Origin of the sequence: Luteimonas sp. BLCC-B24, from assembly GCF_028550595.1 — a bacterium.
GTDB lineage: Bacteria > Pseudomonadota > Gammaproteobacteria > Xanthomonadales > Xanthomonadaceae > Luteimonas.
In genome coordinates this window covers 200,911-223,998 of record NZ_JAQQGN010000002.1, presented here as the reverse complement: position 1 = coordinate 223,998, position 23,088 = coordinate 200,911, and the positions used below count along the sequence as shown (strand labels likewise).

The 23,088-nt window shown below is 69.4% G+C and carries 21 protein-coding genes; 7 read left to right on the top strand and 14 right to left on the bottom strand.

Annotation, left to right across the window (positions count from 1 at the left end; translation table 11 throughout):
- The first annotated feature begins 12 nt into the window (after positions 1–12).
- Complete coding sequence (locus PQS31_RS05320) at positions 13–492, top strand: hotdog fold domain-containing protein (RefSeq protein WP_272761628.1); 480 nt, start codon at positions 13–15, stop codon at positions 490–492.
- 10 nt (positions 493–502) lie between these two features.
- Positions 503–901: a hypothetical protein gene (locus tag PQS31_RS05315; RefSeq protein WP_272762119.1), complete on the top strand. Its 399-nt coding sequence runs from the start codon at positions 503–505 to the stop codon at positions 899–901.
- 6 nt (positions 902–907) lie between these two features.
- Here the strand turns inward: PQS31_RS05315 and PQS31_RS05310 are convergent, their stop codons facing one another.
- Positions 908–2,281, bottom strand: a complete 1,374-nt coding sequence (locus PQS31_RS05310) for an MFS transporter (RefSeq protein WP_272761627.1) — start codon at positions 2,279–2,281, stop codon at positions 908–910.
- A gap of 108 nt (positions 2,282–2,389) precedes the next feature.
- On the opposite strand from PQS31_RS05310, the gene PQS31_RS05305 reads away from it, so the two are divergent.
- Positions 2,390–3,997, top strand: a complete 1,608-nt coding sequence (locus tag PQS31_RS05305; RefSeq protein WP_272761626.1) for a choline dehydrogenase — start codon at positions 2,390–2,392, stop codon at positions 3,995–3,997.
- A gap of 23 nt (positions 3,998–4,020) precedes the next feature.
- On the opposite strand, the gene PQS31_RS05300 is transcribed toward PQS31_RS05305, so the two are convergent.
- Together PQS31_RS05300 and PQS31_RS05295 are read right to left on the bottom strand one after the other, a co-directional pair.
- Positions 4,021–5,913, bottom strand: a complete 1,893-nt coding sequence (locus PQS31_RS05300) for a M48 family metallopeptidase (protein WP_272761625.1) — start codon at positions 5,911–5,913, stop codon at positions 4,021–4,023.
- Positions 5,914–6,028: 115 nt separating this feature from the next.
- On the bottom strand, positions 6,029–6,631 hold the full coding sequence (locus PQS31_RS05295) for a LemA family protein (protein ID WP_272761624.1): 603 nt from the start codon (positions 6,629–6,631) through the stop codon (positions 6,029–6,031).
- An 84-nt stretch (positions 6,632–6,715) separates the two neighbouring features.
- Here PQS31_RS05295 and PQS31_RS05290 point away from each other — a divergent pair, with 84 nt between their 5' ends.
- Positions 6,716–8,155: a serine hydrolase domain-containing protein gene (locus tag PQS31_RS05290; RefSeq protein WP_336314325.1), complete on the top strand. Its 1,440-nt coding sequence runs from the start codon at positions 6,716–6,718 to the stop codon at positions 8,153–8,155.
- Positions 8,156–8,264: 109 nt separating this feature from the next.
- Here the strand turns inward: PQS31_RS05290 and PQS31_RS05285 are convergent, their stop codons facing one another.
- The 9 genes from PQS31_RS05285 to PQS31_RS05245 all read right to left on the bottom strand — a co-directional run bounded on the left by PQS31_RS05285 (position 8,265) and on the right by PQS31_RS05245 (position 17,534).
- Positions 8,265–8,756 (bottom strand): hypothetical protein, encoded by a 492-nt coding sequence (locus tag PQS31_RS05285; RefSeq protein ID WP_272761623.1) that lies wholly within the window; start codon positions 8,754–8,756, stop codon positions 8,265–8,267.
- Positions 8,757–9,614: 858 nt separating this feature from the next.
- Positions 9,615–10,010 carry a glycine cleavage system protein GcvH gene (gene gcvH / locus PQS31_RS05280; protein ID WP_272761622.1) on the bottom strand — a complete coding sequence of 132 codons (396 nt, stop codon included), beginning with the start codon at positions 10,008–10,010 and terminating at the stop codon, positions 9,615–9,617.
- Positions 10,011–10,080: 70 nt separating this feature from the next.
- The gene (gene gcvT / locus PQS31_RS05275; RefSeq protein WP_272761621.1) at positions 10,081–11,178 is read right to left on the bottom strand and encodes a glycine cleavage system aminomethyltransferase GcvT; all 1,098 of its coding nucleotides are present in this window, start codon (positions 11,176–11,178) and stop codon (positions 10,081–10,083) included.
- Between the two features lie 85 nt (positions 11,179–11,263).
- Complete coding sequence (locus PQS31_RS05270; RefSeq protein ID WP_272762118.1) at positions 11,264–11,695, bottom strand: NfeD family protein; 432 nt, start codon at positions 11,693–11,695, stop codon at positions 11,264–11,266.
- A gap of 10 nt (positions 11,696–11,705) precedes the next feature.
- Complete coding sequence (locus PQS31_RS05265; RefSeq protein ID WP_272761620.1) at positions 11,706–12,674, bottom strand: SPFH domain-containing protein; 969 nt, start codon at positions 12,672–12,674, stop codon at positions 11,706–11,708.
- An 88-nt stretch (positions 12,675–12,762) separates the two neighbouring features.
- Positions 12,763–13,704 carry a DUF6607 family protein gene (locus PQS31_RS05260; RefSeq protein WP_272761619.1) on the bottom strand — a complete coding sequence of 314 codons (942 nt, stop codon included), beginning with the start codon at positions 13,702–13,704 and terminating at the stop codon, positions 12,763–12,765.
- Between the two features lie 194 nt (positions 13,705–13,898).
- A complete protein-coding gene (locus tag PQS31_RS05255) occupies positions 13,899–16,130 on the bottom strand; it encodes a TonB-dependent hemoglobin/transferrin/lactoferrin family receptor (protein WP_272761618.1) in 2,232 nt (743 codons plus the stop codon).
- 140 nt (positions 16,131–16,270) lie between these two features.
- Positions 16,271–16,399, bottom strand: a complete 129-nt coding sequence (locus PQS31_RS05250) for a hemin uptake protein HemP (protein ID WP_272762116.1) — start codon at positions 16,397–16,399, stop codon at positions 16,271–16,273.
- Positions 16,400–16,553: 154 nt separating this feature from the next.
- Positions 16,554–17,534: an aldo/keto reductase gene (locus tag PQS31_RS05245; RefSeq protein ID WP_272761617.1), complete on the bottom strand. Its 981-nt coding sequence runs from the start codon at positions 17,532–17,534 to the stop codon at positions 16,554–16,556.
- 190 nt (positions 17,535–17,724) lie between these two features.
- Here PQS31_RS05245 and PQS31_RS05240 point away from each other — a divergent pair, with 190 nt between their 5' ends.
- Genes PQS31_RS05240 through dusB form a run of 3 tightly spaced genes read left to right on the top strand, consistent with a single transcriptional unit; the run spans position 17,725 to position 21,089 of the window.
- Entirely contained in the window at positions 17,725–19,023 is a 1,299-nt protein-coding gene (locus PQS31_RS05240) for a nucleoside transporter C-terminal domain-containing protein (RefSeq protein WP_272761616.1), read from the top strand.
- Between the two features lie 53 nt (positions 19,024–19,076).
- Positions 19,077–20,039 (top strand): ribokinase, encoded by a 963-nt coding sequence (locus PQS31_RS05235; RefSeq protein WP_272761615.1) that lies wholly within the window; start codon positions 19,077–19,079, stop codon positions 20,037–20,039.
- Between the two features lie 54 nt (positions 20,040–20,093).
- Entirely contained in the window at positions 20,094–21,089 is a 996-nt protein-coding gene (gene dusB, locus PQS31_RS05230; protein ID WP_272762115.1) for a tRNA dihydrouridine synthase DusB, read from the top strand.
- 18 nt (positions 21,090–21,107) lie between these two features.
- Here the strand turns inward: dusB and PQS31_RS05225 are convergent, their stop codons facing one another.
- Together PQS31_RS05225 and PQS31_RS05220 are read right to left on the bottom strand one after the other, a co-directional pair.
- A complete protein-coding gene (locus PQS31_RS05225) occupies positions 21,108–22,157 on the bottom strand; it encodes a metal-dependent hydrolase (protein WP_272761614.1) in 1,050 nt (349 codons plus the stop codon).
- Positions 22,158–22,328: 171 nt separating this feature from the next.
- Positions 22,329–23,018 carry a YecA family protein gene (locus tag PQS31_RS05220; RefSeq protein ID WP_272761613.1) on the bottom strand — a complete coding sequence of 230 codons (690 nt, stop codon included), beginning with the start codon at positions 23,016–23,018 and terminating at the stop codon, positions 22,329–22,331.
- Between the last annotated feature and the right edge of the window lie 70 nt (positions 23,019–23,088).

The window sequence follows — 23,088 nt, the reverse complement described above, 5'->3', positions numbered from 1 at the left end:
CCGGAGACGCCGATGCCCACGTCCCTGCTGCACCTCCGCGACCGCCTGGCCCGCTGGCCGGGTGGCGCCTGGCTGTTCGGCGCGCTGGTCTGTCGCAAGGCGCCCTATTTTTCAAGCATCGCACCGCGCATCACTGCGCTGCGCGTCGGTCACGGCGAGGCGACGATGCGCCATCGCCGTGCGGTCACCAACCACATCGGCAGCGTGCACGCGATCGCGTTGTGCAATCTGGCCGAGTTGATCGGCGGCCTGACCACCGAGGTCAGCCTTCCCGCCTCGATGCGCTGGATTCCGAAGGGCATGACCGTCGAATATCTGAAGAAGGCCGTCGGCACGATGCGTGCCACCGCCACGCCGGCACGCGCGCCGGTCGAGGCCGACGCCGGCTATGCCTTGCCGGTGGACGTGGTGATCCACGATACGGCCGGCGATGCCGTGTTCCGCGCGCGGATCGACATGTGGATTTCGCCGCGCCGCCGCACCCGCGGATGAGCGCGTGTCGATGCCGAACCACGTCGACTGGCTGATCTTCGCCTGCGGTGCGCACAGCGCGGCGTTCGCACTGTTTCATCTGGCTTTCTGGCGCCTGTTCGGCTGGCCGCGCACCTTGCAGGCGACCTCGCACACCAACCGCGCGATCCTGCAGATCGCCAATGCGCAGCTGGTGTGGGTGTTCGGCGCGATCGCCCTGCTCTGCTTTGCGATGCCCGGCGAACTGGCCGGTACATTGTTGGGGCGTGCCGTGCTCGCCGGCATGGCCGGCTTCTGGTGGCTGCGGCTCGTGCTGCAGCGCGTTTGGCTGCGACTGCCGCACCCACTGGTGCATGCGCTGAGCGGATTGTTCCTCGTCGGCGCGCTGCTGTTCACCGTTGCCGCCACGCGAGGCTCCGCGGCCGGCTGACATCCGCTAGCCAGCGCGCGATGTCGGTCTGTCGGGCAAAGGCGCAGCGGCCGGCTGCTCCGGCAACCGCCGCTCGGCACGCACCACCCGCCAGGCGCCGAGCAGCATGCCCGCCGCGATGCCGATGCCGGCCAGAAACACGATTTTCGACCCCAGCGTCGCCAGCGCCTTGTGCAGCCAGACGAAGGTGAGGTCGCTGCCGCGGTAGACCGCCGTGTCGATGACCGCCTTGGCCTTGTACCGGGACTCGCGGCTCACCCGCGTGTACAGCGTCTCGCGCGCCGGCTTGGCCAGCGAAAACTCGCTGGCCCGCGTCAACACCTGCACCACCGCGACCAGCAGCGGATACGGCGAGGCCGACAGCAGCGAGAACCCGATCAGGATCGCGATCGCCGGCAGCAGCAGCATGGGGCCCACGCCGTAGCGACGCAGCAGCCAGCGCGTCAGCAGCAGTTGCACCAGGATCGTCACCATCGCCACGGCCCAGTCGATGATCGAGTAGTAGCGCGTGGCCGCTTCGGCACCCGGGTAGTACTGGCGCACGATCGCGGCCTGCTCGTTGTAGAGCAGCGTGCCGACGCCGACACCGAAGAACATCAGCAGCGCCAGGCCACGCAACAGCGGATCGCGTGCGACCAGCTTCAGGCCCGCCCAGATCGAACCGCCGATCGCACGCTCGTCGCGCGCCGCGCGCCGACGCTCGTTGCGCCGCGCCCAACTGCGCAGCTTGAGGATGCACAGCAGACAGACGGCGAGAAATCCGGCCGACACCAGCGGCAGGTTGGCGACACCGATGCGGCCGACGAACACCGTCGTGATGAACGGCCCGAGGAACGCGCCGAGCGTTCCTCCGGCACCGATGTAGCCGTAGTAGCGCTTGGCATGGTCGTTGTCGAAGACATCGGCCATGAAGCTCCAGAACACGGTCACCGCGAACAGGTTGAAGACCGCGATCCAGATGAAGAACAACGCCCCGCGTCCGGGCAGGTCGGTGTCGAACGCCCAGCGGAACCCGATCAGGCAGACGATGAAGATCAGATACACCGCCGGCAGGAACACGCGCCGCGGATAACGCGAGACCAGTGCGCCGTAGAGCGGCTGCAGCACCAGCATCACGACGAAGGTGCCGGAAAACAGCACCTGCAGGGTGAAATCGCCGAGCGCGATACCGCGGGCCGCGGCCCAGTCGAGCAACGCTGGGGGGAACACGGCCGCGATGTCCGACGAGGCCCCCATCGCATCGCGCACCGGCCGCAGGACGTAGTAGCCGCACAGCAGACAGAAGAAGTACAGCAGGGCCCACCACAGCGGCGGCGACTCGGCCAGCGCGGTTCGGAAAGGGCTGCGCGCGCCCGGCGGGGCGGCGGCTGGCTCGATCATCGGGTCCACGCATCGCGGGCGGAAAAGACGATGCGCACGTTAGCCCAGGCCCGTAGTCACCGCCAGCGCCTATGCTCTGCGCACTCCATCCACTGCACCCGGCCGCGAATGTCCCGACGCCCCGCCCCTGTCTACGACTACGTCATCGTCGGCGCGGGCTCGGCCGGCTGCGTGCTCGCCCATCGTCTCAGTGCGGATCCGCACGTGCGCGTGCTGCTGCTCGAAGCCGGCCCGCGCGACTGGCACCCCTTCATCCACATGCCGGCCGGACTGGCGAAGCTGATGCACCTGCGCCGGATCAACTGGAACTACGACACCACGCCGCAGGCCGAGCTCGACGGGCGGCGCCTGTGGTGGCCGCGCGGCCGCGTGCTCGGCGGATCGAGTTCGATCAACGCGATGTGCTACACCCGCGGCGTGCCGGCGGATTACGACGAATGGGCTGCCTTGGGAGCCACCGGCTGGCATTGGCAGGCAGTGCTGCCGTACTTCCTGCGCAGCGAGGGCAACGCGCGCGGAGCGGATGCGCTGCACGGCGCGACGGGCCCGCTGAGCGTGTCCGACCTACGCCACGTGAATCCCCTCTCGCGGCTGTACGTCGAGGCCGGCGTGCAGGCCGGGCATGCGGCGAATGCCGATTTCAACGGTCCCGAGCAACAGGGTGTGGGCCTGTACCAGGTCACCCAGCGCGACGGCGCCCGCTGCTCCACCGCCGTGGCATACCTGGATGCCGCCACGCGCGCGCGGCCCAATCTCACCATCGAGACCGGTGCGCTCGCGAGCCGGATCACTTTCGAGCGCGGGCGCGCGAGCGGCGTGGTGTATTCGAGTCCGCGCGGCGCGTTTCACCAGCCGGCGCTGCGCGAGGTGCTGCTGTGCGGCGGCGCGATCAACTCACCGCAGTTGCTGATGCTCTCGGGCGTCGGGCCGGCGGAAGCCCTGCGGCGATTGAAGATTCCGGTCGTGCACGACGCGCCGCAGGTCGGCGCCAACCTGCAGGACCACCTCGACATCTGCACGCTGCACCGCGCAACCCGGCGCATCGGCTACGACCGGCTCAACGATGCGGCCGTCGCCTTCGATTATTACCTGCGCGGACGGCGCGGTCCGGGCACCAGCAACATCGCCGAGGCCGGCGGCTTCGTACGGTCCCGCATCGCGCCGGACGCCCGTGCCGACATCCAGCTCCATTTCGTCCCGGCGATGCTCGACGACCACGGCCGCCACCGGCTGCCCGGCGACGGCTACACGCTGCACGCGTGCGCGCTGCGTCCGCGCAGTCGCGGGCGGATCACGCTCGCGAGCGGCCGCATCGGCGATGCGCCGCGCATCGACGCCGGCTATCTCACCGATCCGGACGGGTTCGATCTGAAGACGATGATCGAATGCGCGCGCGTGTCACGCGACATCCTCGCGCAACCGGCCTTCGACGCCGTGCGCGGAGCACCGGTGTTTCCGCCGCGCAGTGATCTGTCGGACGCCGGGCTTGCCGCGTTCGTCCGCGCCAAGGCGGAATCGGTCTACCACCCGGTCGGCAGCTGCCGCATGGGCCGCGACACGGCCGCGGTGGTCGACCCCGCGCTGCGGGTGCGCGGCGTCGACGGCCTGCGCGTAGTCGATGCCTCGGTCATGCCGACGCTTCCGGGCGGCAACACCAACGCGCCGGTGGTGATGATCGCCGAGCGCGCGGCTGACCTGATCCGCGACGCCGGCTGACCACACGGTGCCGCGCACGCGGCTCAGTGACGCGGCAGTTGCTCCAGCGTCGGCGGCAACGGGCAGTGCAGCACACCGCAGAGCGTGCGCAGCAGTTCGGATTCGGCCACGCTGACCTGGCCGTCATGGCTGATCGCGGCGGTGATCGCTTCCACCAGCACCTGCTTGGCCAACGGATCGAGCGCGTCGAGGGGTTCCCAGACGTCATCGAGCGCGAGGACGCCCCGCGCGGGCGGCGCGTAGGGCACGTGGTCGCGTGGCAGGACGCGCTGCATGCCGGCGAGGTAGGCACGCTGGGCCGCGGCGCGGTCGCCGGGATTGCCTGCCCAGGCGACGACCGAGAGCAGCGTCGCGAACTCCTGCTTCACGTTGCCGGGCTTGCGGCGGCCGAACCGTGCGTGCCGCGCGGGGTCGAGCGCCTCACGCAGCTGCACCTCGAGCAGCCGGCCCAGGCAGTACTCGAACAGGGAGACGTGATCATCGGCGTGCACCATCGCGTGCACGGTGTCCAGAAAGGCGCCGATCTCCGCGCGCGCACGTCGGCGCAACCCGGGAAACGCCATCGACGCCAGTGGCAGACGCAGCATCGGATGCAGGGTCAACAGATGCGTGCGGTGCAGATGATCGGCCTCGGTGGCGATGGCCGTGCCCAGCCGACCGACGATCTCGGTCCGCTGCTTGGCGCGGACGGCCTCGTCGGCGTCGAACAGCAGGGCGAGCACCAGCGGCATCACCGCATCGCGGTGGGTGGCCACCGCGCGCAGCGCATCGTCGACTGAGACCACCAGGGTGTGGGCGCGCGCGTAATCGTCGTCGTGCGGCCGCGCCACCTGCGCGGCGACCATCGGCGGCGTCACCGAGAGCGCGCTGCCGGCCTGTGGCAGTTCGCCCGGCGGCACCAGGCCCAGGGCCACGTCTTCCTGCAGGCCGTCGGGCGGCGTCGCGAGCCACCTCGCCTGCAGTTGCGTGAGCTGCTCGGGCCGGAAACCGGGTTCCAGCGCCTGGATGCGCTGCAGCAGCGGCGGATGGGTCGCGAACAGGCCGCTCAGACCGATGCCGTCGCCGAACAGCATATGTGCGACCTCTTCGGCATCCTCGCGTTGCGCGAACCGGGAGCCCGACTCCAGACCGCCGATCTTCTTCAGCGCGCCGGCGATGCCCTGGGTCTGCCGGGTGAACTGCACCGCGGACGCATCGGCCAGCACCTCGCGGCTGCGGCTCACACCCGCCTTGATCATGCGACCGAAGAACACGCCGAGGCTGCCGACGACGATCGCCACCAGCGCCAGCCCGAACACCGCCAGTGCGCCGCTGCTGCGCGTGCCGCGGCCGTACCACAGGATCTTGCGGCCGATGATGCCGATCATCAGGATGCCGAACAGCACGCCGACCAGGCGGATGTTGAGGCGCATGTCGCCATTGAGGATGTGGCTGAACTCGTGCGCGACCACGCCCTGCAGCTCGTCGCGGTTGAGCCGGTCGAGCGTGCCGCGCGTGACCGCGACCACCGCATCGGACGGCGAGTACCCGGCGGCGAACGCGTTGATCGCGTTCTCGTGCTCGAGCACGTAGATCCGCGGCACCGGAACGCCGGATGCGATCGCCATCTCCTCGACCACGTTGCGCAGCCGGCGCAGGTTCGGATCGGTGGTGTCCTCGGGCACGGGCACGCCGCCCAGCTGCTGGGCGACCTTGTCGCCGCCCCCGCCCAGCGAGGCGATGCGGAACAGCGAGCCCAGGCCGATCACCGCGATCGTGCCCAGCGTCGCGGCGACGAGCGGGCCCGGCTGCGGCCCGATCATCACCAGCACCACGAGATCGACCGCGACCACGATGCCCAGCACCGCCAGCGCGAACAGCACCACGAGGCGCGTACTGGTGCGCCGTGCCCGGGCCTGGCGCTCGAAGAAGTTCATACTGGCATCGCACCCTGGCCGCAGCTACCTGGCGCGTGCCGTCCGCACACGCCGCGCGCACCACCGGCACCGGCGGCCCGCACGCCGCGGATGCCGCCTGCCCGGTGTCCGGCTCTCAGAACGTCACCTTCGGGGCTTCGCGCACTTCGGCGCGGTCGGCAGGGATGTCGAGCAGTGCGGCTTCCTTGAAGTTGAACATGCCCGCGACCACGCTCGAGGGAAACACCTCGCGGCGGTTGTTGTAGGCCATCACCGAATCGTTGTAGGCCTGGCGCGCGAACGCCACCCGGTTCTCGGTGCTGGTCAGCTCTTCGGTGAGCTGCATCATGTTCTGGTTCGCCTTGAGGTCGGGATACGCCTCCGACACGGCCAGCAGACGCCCGAGTGCGCTGTTGAGCATGCCCTGCGACTGCGCCAGCTGGGCCATCGCCGCCGGATCGCCCGGATCGGCCTTGGCCGCCGACAGACCGGCCTGCGCCATGCTGCGCGCCTGGGTCACGGCTTCGAGGGTCTCGCGCTCGTGACGCATATAGCCCTTGACCGTCTCGACCAGATTCGGAATCAGATCGAAGCGCCGCTGCAGCTGCACGTCGATCTGCGCGAACGCGTTCTTGAAGGCGTTGCGAGCGGTGATCAGCCCGTTGTAGATCCCCACCGCCCAGAGCGCGAACGCGATCGCGATTCCGAGAAATACGAGCAGGATCAGAAAGCTACCCATCAAACTTCCCCTTGTTCATGCAGAAAGGAAATCAGGCGCTATCATCGCCCCCATCCGCCAGAGCATACGCAGGGGGCAGGCCTGATGAAAAGCCGACACGCGACGCGCCGGCATCTCGCCCGGCTCGGTCTGATCGGATTGCTGCTGCCCGCAGCGCTGGGTTCCGCCGCACAGAGCCCCGGCGTGCAGAGCACGATCGTCGACAGCGAGGACATCGACGCCGACATCGTCGAACCACACGCGATCGTGCCCTTGAGCGAGCGCCCGGCCGTGGTCAGCCGCGAGGATGCGGTCAAGCCGCAACCCCTGATGCCGGTCAAGCAGGCACTGCCGCTGGCCGCGGGCTTCGACGTGCGTCTGTTCGAGGCGATGGCCCAGGATCTCGTCGCCAACCAGCGCGTGCCCGGGCTGGCCATGGCGATCGTGCACAACGGCCAGGTCCTCAGCGCCCGCGGTTACGGCATCACCGATGTCAGGTCGGCCGAGCCGGTGGACGCGCACACGGTGTTCCGCCTCGCCTCGCTGTCCAAGGCCTTCGCCGGCACCGTGACCGGCATGCTGGTGTCCGAGGGCGCCCTGCGCTGGGACAGTCACGTCGTCGACTACATGCCGTCGCTGCGGTTTTCCGATCCCCTGGCCGCGCAGCAGCTCACGGTGGCCGACGTGCTCAGCCACCGCGTCGGCCTCGGCCGCAACACCTACGACCGCGACATCGAGCGTAACGCCGACTACCACGACCTGGTCCAGCGGCTGTCCGCTGCCCCGATGACCTGCCAGCCGGGCAACTGCTACGCCTACCAGAACGTCGCCTTCAGCCTGATCGGCGACGTCGTGTTCGCGACGTCCGGTCAGTTCTTCAGCGAAGCGGTCTCGCGCCGGATCTTCAAGCCGCTGGGCATGAACGATGCGAGCTACGGGCTCGACGGCATCCAGGCGAGCACGCGCTGGGCCAAGCCCCACGTGCGCGCCGGCGGCGGCTGGACGTCGCTGATGCCCAAGCCCACCTATTACCGTCTGGCACCGGCGGCAGGCGTCAATGCCAGCATCCAGGACATGGCGCAGTGGATGATCGCGCAGACCGGTCACCGGCCCGACGTGCTGCCCGCCCCGTTGCTGGCGACGCTGCAGGCGCCGATCGTCGGCACACCGCCCGAGATGCGCAACTCCTCATGGCGGCGCGATCGCCTCAACGCCGCGGGCTACGGTCTGGGCTGGCGGGTGTTCGATTACGCCGGGCATCGCGTGGTCTTCCACGGCGGCGCGGTGCAGGGGTATCGCGGGTTGATGGCAGTGATGCCGGAGCGTGATCTCGGCATCGTCGTGCTCTGGAACAGCGAGAGCGGCCTGCCGTCCGGCCTCATGCCCACGATCCTGGATCGTGCGATCGGCCTGCCGCCGCAGCGCTGGCTCGACGTCGATCCGAATATCGAAGTGCTGCACGCGGCGCGCCAGCAGCCGTCGGCGCCCGCCTCGGGCGAGTCCGGCGGCACCGTGTCCAACCGGGCCGCCGCGACGCCGCACTGACGGCTTCAGCCGGCACTCGCCGGCCCGGGGATTCCGTCGCCACAAAGAAAACTCCTCCTCCGCCTGGGCACGCGGAGGAAGAGCTTCGGTCGAGCAAAAATGCTGCGGATCAGATCAGCGGCGTCGGCGTCGTCGGAATCACGACGGGCGCAGCGGCCTTCTTCGCGCGCCGGGCCGGCGCCTTCTTCGAAGCAGCCTTCTTGGCGGCCGGCTTCTTGGTGGCAGCCTTCTTCGCGGTCTTCTTGGCGGTCGACTTCTTGGCCGTGGCCTTCTTCGCCGTCTTCTTGGTGGCGGCCTTCTTGGTCGACTTCTTGGTGGCGGCCTTCTTGGCCGTCTTCTTCGCAGTCTTCTTGGTCGCTGCCTTCTTCGCGGTCTTCTTGGTCGCGGCCTTCTTGGCGGTCTTCTTCGCGACCTTCTTCTTGGCGACCTTCTTCGTCGCCGCCTTCTTGGTCGGGCGCTTGGTCGCCTTCGTGACCTTCTTGGCGACCTTCTTCACGGCCTTCTTGACGCGGCTCACCACCTTCTTGGCGGTGGACTTCTTTGCGGCTTTCTTGGTCGCCTTTTTGGCGGGGGCTTTCTTCGCAGCTTTCTTCGTGGCCATGTGATGGCTCTCCTCGTCAGTGGACTTGCATGTACAACGGCCCAGTTCTCAAGCAGCACACGGGAGTCGGACCCGCATGCAACCGCCGGCGCGCATCGCGCATCGGAACGGATTCGGAGGGAGAGTCGTCGGGCACACGACGCGATCCCGGTGATACGAAAACATCCGCGCCACTCGTTCGGCGCGGATGTCGAATTCGGTGTCGGAGTTCTTCGGCGGTGACGCTGCCCGCATCCACCGTGTGATGTTCCTGGCGGAGTTCCGGTTTGTACTGCGCGTTGTTGTCGCGGTTGGACTCACTCGTTTGGCGGCAGACGTCTGTTGCCGCGAAACCTAATCACGGTTTTTTCCACTGTCAACAGGTCGATGCGGTTTTTTTTCGCGGCGCGATCGCGACATGCGCGTCGCGGGACGCGAAGCGGCGGGCGGCGATCACGCGACACGCGCATCGAGCACGCACGTCCGCCCGCACGCCCATCGACGGGAGAGGGAAAAACAAGTGGTATTCGACGATGCGGCATCGTGCGCATCCTTCGCGCCGACGCACTCCATGCGCATCGCGGCAACGATGACGCGCGCATCACGCGACCGTCCGCGCGGTGAATAAAAGGAACGCGAGGCCGCCGTTTTTTTGCAACTGCAGGACGGGTTTGCGCGGAAATTGCGCGAAGGTTTCGCACGCGATCGGCATCGAACCACGCCATGCGTCGGGCGACGGACGCACCCGACGCACGGACGACCACCGTGCGCCATGCCCGACGGTGGTGCACGCCGCACATGCACGGAGCCGGAAACGAAACCGGCGCGCTTCCTTCGAAGCGCGCCGGTCAGGCATCGTGCCACGCGTCGGCGAGGAACTCAGTCGTCCTCGCCCTCGAGCAGTTCGGCGTAGTCGTCGGGCGCCAGCAGCTCGTTGAGCTGATCCGGATCGTCGATCTCGATCACGAACAGCCAGCCCTCGCCGTAGGCGTCTTCGTTGATGGTTTCGGGCTTGTCGGCCAGCGCGGCATTGACCGCGGTGATCGTGCCCGACACCGGCGCGTAGACGTCGGACGCGGCCTTCACCGACTCGACGACCGCGACGCCGTTGCCGGCCTCGACGGTGTCGCCGACCGCGGGCAGCTCGACGTAGACCAGGTCACCGAGCAGACCCTGGGCATGGTCCGAGATGCCGACGGTGACCTTGCCGTCACCTTCGATGCGGACCCATTCGTGGGACTTCAGAAACTTCAGGTCGCCAGGGATTTCGCTCATGGTCGGCTCCGGGAAACAGGTGCGGTCGGGGAAGTGGCGCTAGTGTAACGACGAACGCGCGGCGCGCGCATCAGACGCCGTCGGCCGGCTGGCCGTTGCGGACGAAGGGAAACTTGACCACGCGTACCGGCACCTGGCGGCCGCGGATGTCGACACTCACCGCGCCGGGATCGCCGGCCGGCACGCGCGCGAACGCGATCGCCTTGCCGATCGTCGGCGAGAACGTGCCCGACAGGATTTCCCCCGGTCCGTTGGCGGTGGTCACCCCCTGTCCATGACGCAGCACGCCCTTGTCGTCCATCACCAGACCGATCATCTGCCGGGGCGCCGCGGTGCTGTGCGCTTCGAGCAGCGCGCGGCCGTTGAAGGCGCGGCCTTCGTCGAGCGCCACCGTCCAGCCGAGCGCGGCCTCGAACGGCGACACGGTTTCGTCCATGTCCTGGCCGTACAGGGCCAGGCCCGCTTCGAGGCGCAGGGTGTCGCGCGCGCCCAGGCCGGCCGGGGCCACGCCCGCGGCACGCAGCGCGTCCCACAACGCGACGGCCTGCGATTCGTGCACGACGATCTCGAAGCCGTCCTCGCCGGTGTAGCCCGTACGCGCGACGAACAAGGCGCCGAAGGGCGTGCCGTCGAGTGCGGCGGCCGCAAACCGGCCGAGCTTGCCGACCGTGTGTGCATCCGCCTCATCCAGCACCGATGCCGCCTTCCCGCGCGCCTGCGGCCCCTGGACGGCGATCATCGCGAGCTCGGGGCGCTCGGTGACCTCGACGTCGAAGGCAGCCGCCTGGCTCTGGATCCACGCGAGGTCCTTCTCGCGGGTGGCCGCATTGACCACCAGCCGGAACCAGTCGTCGGCCATGAAATAGACGATCAGGTCGTCGACGATGCCGCCCTCGGGCGTGAGCATGCAGGTGTAGAGCGCCTTGCCGGGCACCTTGAGCTTGTCGACCGAATTGGCCACCAGCTGGCGCAGGAATGCGCGGGTGCCGCTGCCGCGCAGATCCACGACGGTCATGTGGCTGACGTCGAACATGCCGGCGTCGCGACGGACGTGATGATGTTCCTCGATCTGCGAGCCGTAGTTGAGCGGCATGTCCCAGCCGCCGAAATCGACCATGCGCGCGCCGAGCGCGCGATGGGCCGCGTTGAGGATGGTCTTCTGGGTCATGGACAGCCGGCTCGTCTGCGGAAAGCCGGCATTATCGCAGTTCGTCGCGGCGCTTCGTGCCGCGGTGCACAGCCGAGGCGCCGGATCAGGCGGCTTCGACGTGCAGATTCACGCCGTCGGTGCCGACGATGCGCACCGGCGTTCCCGCGGCCAGATCCGGGCCTTCGACGATCCAGAACGCATCGCCGAGCTTGACCCGGCCGCGTCCTGCGACGATGGCCTGCTCGAGCGTGACGACGCGGCCGATGTGCTGGGCGGCGCGACGGTTCAAGGTGGGATGATCGCTCGCGCGTTCGCGCCCGCGGAACCAGCGGCGATAGACGAGGATCGCCACGAAACTCAGCCCCACGAACAGCGCCACCTGGGCGAGCACCGGCAGGCCCGGCGCGATCAACACGATCAGGAAGACCGCCGCGGCGGCGAATCCCATCCACAGCAGGAACGCGCCCGGCACGAGGGTCTCGGCCGCCATCAGCAGCAGCGCGAGCGCGCCCCAGGCCACGACATCCCAGCGCAGCCAGTCCATGTCAGAGACCCGTGCGCGGCGGCGGCGGCGGAGGCACCCGCGCGGACGGCGACTTCTGGTGACCCAGGGCTTCCCTGGCGAGTTCGCCGATGCCCGCGATCGACCCGATCAGCCCGCTCGACTCCATCGGCATCAGCACGAACTTCTGGTTCGGCGCCGTCGCCAGTTCCTTGAATGCCTCGACGTACTTCTGCGCGACGAAATAGTTGATCGCCTGCACGTCGCCCTGGGCGATCGCGTTGGACACCATCTCGGTCGCCTTGGCCTCAGCCTCGGCCAGGCGCTCGCGCGCTTCGGCCTCGCGGAACGCGGCTTCGCGCTCGCCTTCGGCCTCGAGGATCGCCGCCTGCTTTTCACCCTCGGCGCGCAGGATCGCCGACTGCCGGTGGCCCTCGGCTTCCAGGATCACCGCGCGCCGCTCACGCTCGGCCTTCATCTGCCGGGCCATCGAATCGATGAGATCGCGCGGCGGCTGGATGTCGCGGATCTCGATGCGGGTGACCTTGATGCCCCAGGGATTGGTGGCCTGGTCGACGACGTTGAGCAGCTGGGCGTTGATGGTCTCGCGGTTGCTCAGCGACTCGTCGAGATCCATCGAGCCGATGACGGTGCGGATGTTGGTCTGCACCAGCGCGATCGTCGCGATCTCGAGATTCGACACCTCGTACGCCGCCTTGGCCGCATCGAGGACCTGGAAGAACACCACCCCGTCGACGCGCACCACGGCGTTGTCGCGGGTGATGACGTCCTGGCTGGGCACGTCGAGCACCTGCTCCATCATGTTGATCTTGCGTCCGACGCCGTAGACGATCGGGATCAGGAAGTGCAGACCCGGCGTCATCGAGTGCGTGTACTTGCCGAAACGCTCGACCGTCCATTCGAAGCCCTGCGGCACCATGCGCACGGTCTTGAACAGCACGATGATGCCGGCGATGGCCAGCACGATGGCCAGAAACACTCCGGTTCCCATGGGGCGATTCCTCTCTGCGAACGGCCGATGCCGCGGATTCCGAGTATAGGCGCACGCCCGTTACGCCCCGTCGCCGCCGCCGCGGCGGTCAATCGCGCGCGGGCTCCACCCACTGCGCGAAGACCGCGTCGATCTGCGCGTCGCTCACACTGCCGCCGTTCCGTACGGTCTGCGCCTGCTCGAACAACGGCGTGATCAAGTCCATGCCGTCGACCGCGGTCAGGAGGTGCACGCCGCCCGGCGCGGCCAGTCGCGCGTCCCAGCGCGCGCGTACCCGCGCCCAGTAGTCGCGGGTCGCGCTCCAGTAGTCGTAGGCGGGCGTGAAATCGACCCCATTGGTCCTGACGTACTCGTTGAAGCCGGTCTCGCGGACGATGCTGGCCGACACGGTGCCGGTGGCATCGCGGACATCCTTGCGGTTGTCCTGCTCGTGGGTCCAGCCGCCGGGTGCGATGGTGTGGCGATTGACCGCGGCGAGTGCGTTGTAGTCCTGGCGCGTGGTGTATTCCCGGCGCGGCAAGGGGCGCCATCCGGCATCGGAGGTCCACGTCGATGTGCCCCCGGCATGGACCCAGCGTCCACTGCCGCAATAACGCGGTGCGTCGCTGACCTCGAACACGCACTGGGTCCAGCCGCCTCGCACCAGGTCGGCAGGCACCTCGCGCTGGCGCCAGGTCTGGTCGGACGTGAATTCCCAACGCGTCGGCGCCTCGAACATCCAGTCCTGCCGCCAGTGTTTGATCACGTGTCCGCTTCCGACGTCGAGCAGCAGGTGCTGCAGCACGATCCGGGTCGGCGTGTCCTCGACGACGATGACGACTTCGTCGCCGCCGCTGCGTTTGGGGGCCTTGCGGACGTAGCCGGGGGCGAGCACGACGGTTTCGTCGAACAGAAAGCGCACCGAGTACTCGCCCTGCATGGCGAGAATGGCCATGCGGTCGGCGTCGGGCGGGCGGGTGGCGGGCGCCGCCGCCGCGGCGCCGGTGGCGAGCAGCGCGAACAGCGTCGGCGCAAGTGTGTTCAGTGTCATCTCGGGGGTACCTCGGGGTCGGGAACTGTCGGAGCGGGGCATCGCGTGGTCGGGCCGGGTGGTTGACGCGGCATGGCCGCGCGCCGGCTCGTGCAGGCGGCGGGCGTGCACATCCCGCTTGGCAGCAGCGCGCGTGGTCCAGCGGCACCCCATGGACGCGTCGCCGGCGGACACGCCGCGTACGGTCTGCATGCTCAGAAATCGACCGACAGGCTGACCGCCACGTTGCGGCCGGGCGCGGTGTAACGGTCGAGCGCGGCACTCGTCTGCGCGATCAGTGGCACGAGTCCCGCCTGCCAGACCGTGCGGTCGGCGAGGTTGAACACGCCGACGTCGACGCGCGTGCCGGGCGCGAAGCGCCAGTGCGCGTAGAGATCGAGCAACGCGTAACCGGGACTTTCGAAGTAGGCGCTGCCCGCCGGCGCAGCCGGCAGGCGGTCGCGACGTCCGGCGAAACGGCCGATCAGCTCGGCGCCCCACGTCTCGCGCGCGAACGCCACGCCGAGCGTCGCGGTCAGTGGGTCGACACTGCCGAGTGCCTCGCCCGTCGTCCGGTCCTCGCCGCGCGACCACGCCGCCGCGCCCTGCAGCGACCAGCCCTCGAGTGCCGGCGCGAAGGTGTCGAAGTACAGGCCGCCCTTGAACTCCACACCGCGGATGCGCGCGTCGTCGACGTTCTGCGACTGGTAGACCATCAGTCCGGTGACCGGATCGTCGCCGATGTAGCGCGTCGACTCGATGAAGTTGTCGTACTGCGTGTAGTAGCTGCTCAGACTGGCGTAGCCGACGTCGCCGGCGAAGCGCAGGCCGAGTTCGAGGCCGTCGCTGGTCTCCGACTTCAGATCCGGGTTCGGAATCGCCGTGTACCCGAACATGAAATTGGTGAAGCCGATATTGACGTCGTTGTAGGGCGGCGCGCGGAAGCCGCGTGCGTAGCCGCCGAACAGCGACCAGGCATCGCCGAACTTCCAGACGACGCCGAGCTTGGGCGACACACGGGTTTCGCGAAGCGCGGCGACCTGCGTGGTCGGGTTGTCCTCACGGAAGATCGTGTCGACCTCGGGCTCGAGCCGGTAGTGATCCACGCGCAGGGCCGGCACCAGACGGAACGCGCCATCGGCGAAGGCGATCTCGTCCTGCACGTACAGCGCGGCACGGGTGGTGTCGCTGATCGGGAAATCACGCACCGGGAACACGTCGGGCAACATCACGTTGGTGACGAGGCCGGTGTCGAGGAAGACGCGTCGCCCGTCGCGCTTCTGCTTCGTTTCGGTGCGCTCGATGTCGAGACCGTAGGCGATCGCGTGATCGACGCGGCCGGCCTGGACGGTCTTGCGCGCGTTCGCCTGCAGGCCGTGGCTGCGCTGGTCGAAATGGAACGCGCGCTCGCGACGGTCGCGGATCAGCGTGCCACCCGACGGCACACGGCGCACCTCCACGCTGTCCTGCCGCGTGCGGCTGTCCTGCCGATAGAGCTGCCAGTCGACGCTGTCGGCCAGGCGCGTCGACAGGCCGTCGATCTCGTGGCCGAAGGTGATGCGCGCGCGCGACTGGTGGTCGTCGCCCAGCACCTGTGTATGGGTGGCGCCGGTCAGGGCCTGCAGGCCGTACGAGCTCAGCACGTCGGTGTCGACATCGTCCTCGTTGCCTTCGACCGTCAGCTTGAAGCGCTGCGCCGCACTCGGTGCGAACACGACCTTGCCGAGCACGCTGCGCCCGGCATAGGACTGCGGATTGGCCTGCGTGCGGGCGCTGCCGGTGCCGCCGACCTCGCCCATGTTGTCGGTCTCCCGGCCCTGGCGATGGCTCACCGCCACCAGGCCCGACCAGCGCTCGCCGCCGAAGGCCGCGGTCGCACCGGCGAACAGCCCCGCGTCGGCGCTGGTCACGCCGATCTTGGTCCCGAGGTGGGCCTCCCTGCCCTCGCCCAGATAGTCGGACGGGTCCTTGGTGACGAAGGACACCACGCCACCGAGCGCGTCCGAGCCGTACAGCGCACTCGTCGGCCCGCGCACCACCTCGACGCGCTTGAGCGTGTCGAGATCGACGAAGTTGCGGTTGGCGCTGGAGAAGCTGCCGATCGCGAACGCGTCCGGCACCGCGATGCCGTCGGTCTGGATGCGCACGCGGTTGCCACCGAGGCCGCGGATGCGGATGTCGTTCAGTCCGAAGCGCCCGACACTGCGGCCGACGGTGATGCCCGGCTCGTAGCGGAACAGATCGGCGAGGTCGCGTACCAACAGCGTGTCCATGCGCGCGCGGTCGATCACGTCGACAGTATTGGGGACGTCGGCGATCGCCCGCTCGGTGCGGGTGGCGGTGACGACGATCCGGTCGAGATCGCGCGGCGCGCTATCGGGCGCGGCGAGGACGGCAGTGGGCGACAGGCACAGGGCCAGGGACACGGACAGCAGGCTGGGACGCATGGGACGCTCGCGAAGTGGACATCGGCGAGCTGGCGTGCGCGGACGAGCGGCGCGGGCGGGCAGCCTCTGGGGAGAGGACGATGGTGCGGATCGCGCCGCCTGCAGGAGTCCATCGGCCCCTGCGGCGACGCGACGCCGGGTTACTTGGTCAGGATCAGCTTGTCGTTGCGGGTATGGCGCAGGCGGTAGATCTCGTTGCCGTGCCGGATGCGCAGTTCACGCTGGCCGCCGAGCAGGCGCTCGCTGTCGAGCTCGATCGGCTCGGGCACCCGCGGGAACCGGGCGTGCGCGTGGCCGCGTGTATCCGCGTCGTGCGCGGCGCCGGGAACATCGTTCAACTGGCTCACATGGAACATCGGCAGATCCTCCGGGAACGAGACTCGAATGATATTGATTCTCATTACCGAGTCAAGACCACATCGATCAGCCGACGCTTGCTTCGATCCGGCCCCAGGTGCCCGCGTCGACGCGGTCCACCAGTTCCAGCGCTCCGAGATTCTCGAGCAGCTGCGCCACGCGGCTCGCGCCCAGCAGCACCGAGGACACATGCGGATTGCGCAGACACCAGGCGATGGCCAGCGGCGCCGGCGCGACGCCGAGTTCCGCCGCCAGTGCGACGAAGCGCGACGCACGCTGCGCCGGTGACGTCGCGTCCGGCGCGTCGCCGTCGAGCACGCGGGCGCGCAACCAGTCGAGGCCCGCCTGGGCGAGGCGGCTGTCCTGCGGCACGCCGGCGGCGTACTTGCCGGTCAGCAGACCCGACGCCAGCGGCGACCACGTCGTCGTGCCCAGCCCCAGCTCGCGGTACAGCGGGTCGTACTCGGTTTCGACGCGGCTGCGCTGCAGCAGGTTGTATTCCGGCTGTTCCATCGTCGGCCCATGCAGGTGGTGCGCGCGGGCGACGGCGTCCGCCTCGCGGATCAGGGCCGCGGGCCACTCGGACGTGCCCCAGTACAGCACCTTGCCCTGGCGGATCAGCGTGTCCATCGCCCACACGGTTTCCTCCACCGGCGTGTCGGGGTCGGGGCGATGGCAGTAATAAAGGTCCAGATGATCGACGCGCAGCCGCGTCAGCGCGCCGTCGCAGGCTTCGCGCACGTGCTTGCGCGACAGCCCGCGCTGGGTGGGGCCCGGCGCCTCGGCCGCGCCGAAGAACACCTTGCTCGACACGCAGTAGCCGTCCCGGGGCAGGCGCAGGTCGGCGATGACGTCGCCCATGACCCGCTCCGCGTCGCCGTTGGCATAGCCCTCGGCATTGTCGAAGAAGGTGATGCCGTGATCCCACGCCGCAGCGATCAGTTCGCGTGCCTGGCTGCGGCCGATCTGGCGTCCGAACGTGACCCAGGCGCCGAAGCCGAGGGCGGAGAGCTGGAGACCGGAGCGACCGAGACGGCGGTAATGCATGGGTGGATCCGCGGAGACTGGACGCGGCAGTGTAAGCACCCCGGCCGGATCGACGCGTCCACCGCGGCGCGATTCGGGCGCCTGCAGCGCCGCCGCTGAACGACGCGGTCTTCACGTGCAGCATGGTTGCCCGGCCCGGCGCGCTGCACTAGGCTGCGCGACTCGATGACGGCCCGGGGGCCACGCCACGATGGAATTCCTGTTGCGGGCCGGTTTCGGCGTGTTCGGTCTCGCCGTACTGCTCGGCATCACCTGGCTGTGTTCGAGCAGCCGGCGCGCGGTGGACTGGCGCCTGGTCGGCACCGGCCTGCTGCTGCAGATCGTCATCGCCTGCGTGGTGCTGCTGACGCCGTGGGGCGCCGGCGTGTTCGACGTGCTCTCGGGCGGATTCGTGAAGCTGCTCGGCTTCACCACCGAAGGGGCGCGCTTCATCTTCGGCGACTTCAGCGACGCCGGAAAGTTCGGCTTCGTGTTCGCGTTCCAGGTGCTGCCGACGATCATCTTCTTCGCCAGCTTCATGAGCGTGCTCTACCACCTCGGCGTCATGCAGAAGATCGTCCAGGGCATGGCCTGGGTGATCACGCGCCTGATGCGCGTATCGGGTGCGGAAACCCTGTCGGTGTGCGCCAACGCGTTCATCGGCCAGACCGAGGCGCCGCTCGTGGTGCGGCCCTACATCGCCGGCATGACCCGGTCGGAACTGCTGACCCTCATGGTCGGCGGCATGGCGACCATCGCCGGCGGCGTGCTGGGCGCCTACGTGCTGCTGCTCGGCGGGGGTGACCCGGTCCAGCAGGCGATCTACGCCAAGCATCTGATCACCGCCAGCATCATGGCGGCGCCGGCGACGCTGGTGATCGCCAAGATCCTGGTGCCCGAGACCGCCACGCCGCTGACCCTCGGCGCGGTGCGGGTGAACGTCGAAAAGACCACCGCCAACGTCATCGACGCCGCCGCCGCGGGTGCCGCGGACGGTCTGAAGCTGGCGCTCAACGTCGGCGCCATGCTGCTCGCCTTCATCGCGCTGATCGCGCTGCTCAACGCGCCGCTGGTGTGGCTGGGCGAACTCACCGGCCTGCAGTCGGTCCTGGGCCGTCCCACCGACCTGTCCGCCCTGCTCGGCTGGGCGCTGGCGCCGCTGGCGTGGCTGATCGGCGTGCCGTGGGAGGACGCCGCGACCGTCGGCGGCCTCATCGGCACCAAGGTCGTGCTGAACGAGTTCGTCGCCTACGTCCAGCTCGGCGAGATCCTGCAGGGCAACGTGCCGGGTACGACGATCGGGCCGCAGGGCGCCCTGATCGCCACCTATGCGCTGTGCGGATTCGCCAATTTCAGCTCGATCGCGATCCAGATCGGCGGCATCGGCGGCATCGCCCCGGAGCGCCGCGCCGACCTCGCCCGCCTCGGCCTGCGTGCGGTGCTCGGCGGATCGATCGCCACGATGATGACCGCGACGATTGCCGGCGTGCTCTCCGGCGTCGGCGGCTGACCGGCACGCGTATTGCTTGCCTCTGCACGTCGCGTTATTTCCTGCCTGAAGTCATGACCGAATCCCAACACGTCGTCGTCGTCGGCTCCTTCAACGTCGACCATGTCTGGAACTGCAACACCCTGCCCCGCCGCGGCGAGACGCTGAGCGGCCACTACCACACCGGGCCCGGGGGCAAGGGTTTCAACCAGGCGGTCGCCGCCGCACGGGCGGGCGCGGACGCGACCTTCTTGTGTGCGCTCGGCGACGACGAAGGCGGGCGTCAGGCCCGCGCCCTGGCGACGTCCGACGGCATCACGCTGCGCGTGCACGACAGCGCCCAGCCCACCGGTACGGCCGGCATCTACGTCGACGCGGCCGGCAACAACACCATCGTCATCGGCGCGGGCGCGAACGGCGACCTCGGCGCGGCGTGGGTGGGCCGCCAGGCACCGGCCCTGGCCGGTGCGCGCATCCTGCTGGCGCAGCTGGAATCGCCGCTCGATGCGGTGCTCGAGGCGATGCGCCTGGCGCGCGCCGGCGGCACCACGACCATGCTCAACCCGGCGCCCGCGAACGCCGAATGCCTGCGCGAGCTGCTGGCCGCCGCCGACGTCCTGACCCCGAACGAGACCGAGTTCGCCGCGCTGCTCGAACGGCACACCAGCCACCGCATCGAACCCGACGCCATCGTCGGGACCGCCGATGCGCAGCTGCACCGCCTGTGCCGCACGCTGCTCCCGCGCGGCACGGTGGTGGTCACGCTGGGCGCCGCGGGCGCGTTCGTCTCGCATCGCGAGGACCTGCTGCGCGGAGATTCCGCCGCGTTCTACCGGGTGGCGGCGGAGCGGGTCGAGTCCATCGACACCACCGGCGCCGGCGACGCCTTCAACGGCGCGCTGGCGGCGTCGCTGGCCGGCGCACCGGGCACCGCGTTCGAACGGCATGTGCGTTTCGCCGGCCGCTACGCCGCGCAGTCCACCCTGGCCGTCGGCGCCGCCGCCGCCATGCCGCATCTGAGCGCGGCCGCCGCCTGAACCCGGGTGTCCGCGGGGCGCGGCCCGTGCGCCGGATCGGCGACAATGCCCGCCATGCAGATCGGCCCCTATCGCATCGAACCGAACGTGGTGCTGGCCCCGATGGCCGGGGTCACCGACAAGCCGTTCCGCCAGCTGTGCAAGCGGCTGGGCGCGGGGCTGGCGATGTCGGAGATGACGATCAGTGATCCGCGCTTCTGGCAGACCGAGAAATCGCGGCGCCGCATGGACCACGCCGGCGAGCCGGCGCCCGTGGGCGTGCAGATCGCCGGCACCGAACCGGCGATGCTGGCCGAGGCCGCGCGCTACAACGTCGACCACGGCGCGCAGATCATCGACATCAACATGGGCTGCCCGGCCAAGAAGGTGTGCAATGCCTGGGCCGGCTCGGCGCTGATGCAGGACGAGGCGCTGGTCGCACGCATCCTTGATGCCGTGGTGCGCGCCGTCGACGTGCCGGTGACGCTGAAGATCCGCACCGGCTGGTGCGCCGGGCACCGCAACGCACCCACCATCGCGCGCATCGCGGAAGACGCCGGCATCGCCGCGCTCGCGGTGCACGGGCGCACCCGCGACCAGCACTACACCGGCAGCGCCGAATACGACACGATCGCCGCGATCAAGGCCGCATCGGGAATTCCGGTGATCGCCAATGGCGACATCGACTCGCCGGAGAAGGCGCGGGCCGTGCTGCGCCACACCGGCGTGGATGCGGTGATGGTCGGCCGCGCCGCGCAGGGCCGGCCGTGGATCTTCCGCGAGATCGCGCACTTCCTCGCGACCGGCGACCGCTTGGCGCCGCCGACGCTCGAAGAGATCCGCGACATCCTGCTCGGGCATCTCGACGCGTTGCATGCGTTCTACGGCGAAGTCTCCGGCGTGCGCATCGCGCGCAAGCATCTGGGCTGGTACGCCAAGGACCGCCCCGAGAACGCCGCCTTCCGCAGTGTCGTCAATCGCGCCGAAACCGCCGATGCGCAGCGCGCGCTGACCCGCGAGTACTTCGATGCATTGATCGCCGGCGACCTCCGGCCGACGCTCGCGGCCTGATCCGCGCCGCGTGGCGCATCAGGGGCTGCCGACGGCCTCGCCGGTGCCGAGGCCCGGCGTCGCCGGCTCCTGCCAGATGCGCGCCCAGGTCGCGCTCCACGTATTGCCGATGTCCCGCGCCATCGGCGCCTGCACCGGGGGAATCGAGGTCCAGCCGGTGTCCGCGCGCTGCGCCACGTCGAACCGGAAGAAATAGTCCGGCTCGTTGCCCATGCGCAGGTCACTGAGCTGCAGCGTGCCGTCGATGACCTCGGCGCCCATGAAGCCGCGGTTGAACCATGCGAGCCGCTGCACGGCCGGCAGGTGCGCGCTCTCCTGCAGCGCCTCGACATCGGACCGGTAGGCGCTGAACCGCATCGGACCACGATCGGCGACCAGCGAACGGAAGCCTTCGACATAGCCCACGTCGGTCATCGCGACCACCCGCCACAGCAGGGTGTTGGCCGGCATCGGCACCGAGAAGCGCGGCGCATCGCCGAGGCCCAGCGCGACCAGTGCACGTTCGGCTTCGCGCTCGACCAGGGTCTTGGCGACCAGCGACCAGCCCAGATACGCCGTGCTCAGCACCAGGCCGGCGGTGATCGCGCGCTTGCCGAGCAGACGCGGACCGGCGCAGGCGGCCACCAGCACGCCGATCAGCAGCCATACCGTGTACAGCGGATCGATGATGAAGACGCTCGACCACATCGCCGGTGGCGGCGTGAACGGCCACAGCAGCTGCGTGCCGTAGACGGTGAACGCATCGAGCAGCGGATGCGTGACCAGGGCCAGCTGGATGGCCCAGAACCAGCGCGCCGGCGACGCGGCGACGCGCCCGTTGCCGAAGCGCCGGAACAGCCACCAGATCGCCGCCGCCACCAGCGGCAGGACGAGCAGCGAATGGGTGAGGCCGCGGTGCAGGGTCATGCGCAGCACCGGATCGTCGGTCATCAACGCCACCGGAATGCCGTCGAGGTCGGGCAAGGTGCCGAGTGCCGCGCCGGCCAGCAGGGCGGCGCGACGGTGCGCGGCCGGCACGGCGGCGGCGGCGACCGAGGCGCCGAGCACGATCTGGGTCAGTGAATCCATGGCGTTCTCTCGATAGAGCAGGCGCGGCCGACATGCCGCGCCATCGACCGGTGCGGCCCGGCGGCACGCCGCGAGGCCCGGCCGCGTGCGCCGCCCGGGCGTTGCGGAGGCCCGCCGCGCCCGGACGCCGGCGCCGGTGCGGGCAACGGCCGTCGAAGCCGACGCATCACGCTAGTGCAGGGTCACGTCGGCGCCGCGCCGGCCGCTGTCCGAGCGCCGGCGGTCGTTGCAGTAGGCGAGGATCTCGGGAATCGTGCCGATCATTTCCAGACGCTCCTCGAAGGCCGGCACCTCGTCGGCGTCCACGCCGACATCGCGGGCGTGGTCCTCGCTGTAGAGGCCGAGGCGCGACAGCATCGCGACATCCTCGGCGAGCGCCTCGTCGTCTTCGATCCAGGCATCCCAGGCGGTATCGGCCAGCGCGACGCCCGCGAAGAAGCCCTGGGCCCATTCGGCCCCTGCCGGAAACCCGACCAGCGCCTCGGGCAGGGACTCGGACGCAGGCGGGTCCTGCAGCTCGACTTCCGGAAACTGCACCAGCGGCATCAGCGGATCGTGCGCATTCGGGTCCCCGTCGTCCGGCGCCTCGTCGGGAACCGGCTGGGCGACACGCCAGGCGATGTGGTTCCACAGCGCGACGACGAGCGCCATGCGCCGCTGCGCCTCGTCGGCATCGCCGGGCGGCGGCCCGTCACCCCAGATCGCCTCCATGTACTGACCGGGCGACACCAGCGTCGGCCCGACCACCAGCGCCGACAGATAGCCGTCGAGCATTTCCAGCGACATGCCGCCGTGCGGCGCGGCGGTGGTTTCGAGCAGGGTTTCGAGCGCGTCGAGATCGGGTTCGGACATGGCAGGCATGGCCCGATTGTCGAGGCTCGGGTGTCCCGCCGCAATGACGACGCGGCCGCTTAACCGCCAGGCAACATCC

Excerpts from the sequence above, each read along its gene's own strand:
- PQS31_RS05290 (WP_336314325.1), top strand. The coding sequence starts at position 6,716 with ATGAAAAGCCGACACGCGACGCGCCGGCATCTCGCCCGGCTCGGTCTG.
- dusB (WP_272762115.1), top strand. The coding sequence starts at position 20,094 with ATGCAGATCGGCCCCTATCGCATCGAACCGAACGTGGTGCTGGCCCCG.
- gcvH (WP_272761622.1), bottom strand. The coding sequence starts at position 10,010 with ATGAGCGAAATCCCTGGCGACCTGAAGTTTCTGAAGTCCCACGAATGG.
- PQS31_RS05320 (WP_272761628.1), top strand. The coding sequence starts at position 13 with ATGCCCACGTCCCTGCTGCACCTCCGCGACCGCCTGGCCCGCTGGCCG.
- PQS31_RS05245 (WP_272761617.1), bottom strand. The coding sequence starts at position 17,534 with ATGCATTACCGCCGTCTCGGTCGCTCCGGTCTCCAGCTCTCCGCCCTC.
- PQS31_RS05225 (WP_272761614.1), bottom strand. The coding sequence starts at position 22,157 with ATGGATTCACTGACCCAGATCGTGCTCGGCGCCTCGGTCGCCGCCGCC.
- PQS31_RS05285 (WP_272761623.1), bottom strand. The coding sequence starts at position 8,756 with ATGGCCACGAAGAAAGCTGCGAAGAAAGCCCCCGCCAAAAAGGCGACC.
- PQS31_RS05255 (WP_272761618.1), bottom strand. The coding sequence starts at position 16,130 with ATGCGTCCCAGCCTGCTGTCCGTGTCCCTGGCCCTGTGCCTGTCGCCC.
- PQS31_RS05305 (WP_272761626.1), top strand. The coding sequence starts at position 2,390 with ATGTCCCGACGCCCCGCCCCTGTCTACGACTACGTCATCGTCGGCGCG.
- PQS31_RS05240 (WP_272761616.1), top strand. The coding sequence starts at position 17,725 with ATGGAATTCCTGTTGCGGGCCGGTTTCGGCGTGTTCGGTCTCGCCGTA.
- PQS31_RS05265 (WP_272761620.1), bottom strand. The coding sequence starts at position 12,674 with ATGGGAACCGGAGTGTTTCTGGCCATCGTGCTGGCCATCGCCGGCATC.
- PQS31_RS05300 (WP_272761625.1), bottom strand. The coding sequence starts at position 5,913 with ATGAACTTCTTCGAGCGCCAGGCCCGGGCACGGCGCACCAGTACGCGC.
- PQS31_RS05260 (WP_272761619.1), bottom strand. The coding sequence starts at position 13,704 with ATGACACTGAACACACTTGCGCCGACGCTGTTCGCGCTGCTCGCCACC.
- PQS31_RS05315 (WP_272762119.1), top strand. The coding sequence starts at position 503 with ATGCCGAACCACGTCGACTGGCTGATCTTCGCCTGCGGTGCGCACAGC.
- PQS31_RS05235 (WP_272761615.1), top strand. The coding sequence starts at position 19,077 with ATGACCGAATCCCAACACGTCGTCGTCGTCGGCTCCTTCAACGTCGAC.
- gcvT (WP_272761621.1), bottom strand. The coding sequence starts at position 11,178 with ATGACCCAGAAGACCATCCTCAACGCGGCCCATCGCGCGCTCGGCGCG.
- PQS31_RS05220 (WP_272761613.1), bottom strand. The coding sequence starts at position 23,018 with ATGCCTGCCATGTCCGAACCCGATCTCGACGCGCTCGAAACCCTGCTC.
- PQS31_RS05310 (WP_272761627.1), bottom strand. The coding sequence starts at position 2,281 with ATGATCGAGCCAGCCGCCGCCCCGCCGGGCGCGCGCAGCCCTTTCCGA.
- PQS31_RS05295 (WP_272761624.1), bottom strand. The coding sequence starts at position 6,631 with ATGGGTAGCTTTCTGATCCTGCTCGTATTTCTCGGAATCGCGATCGCG.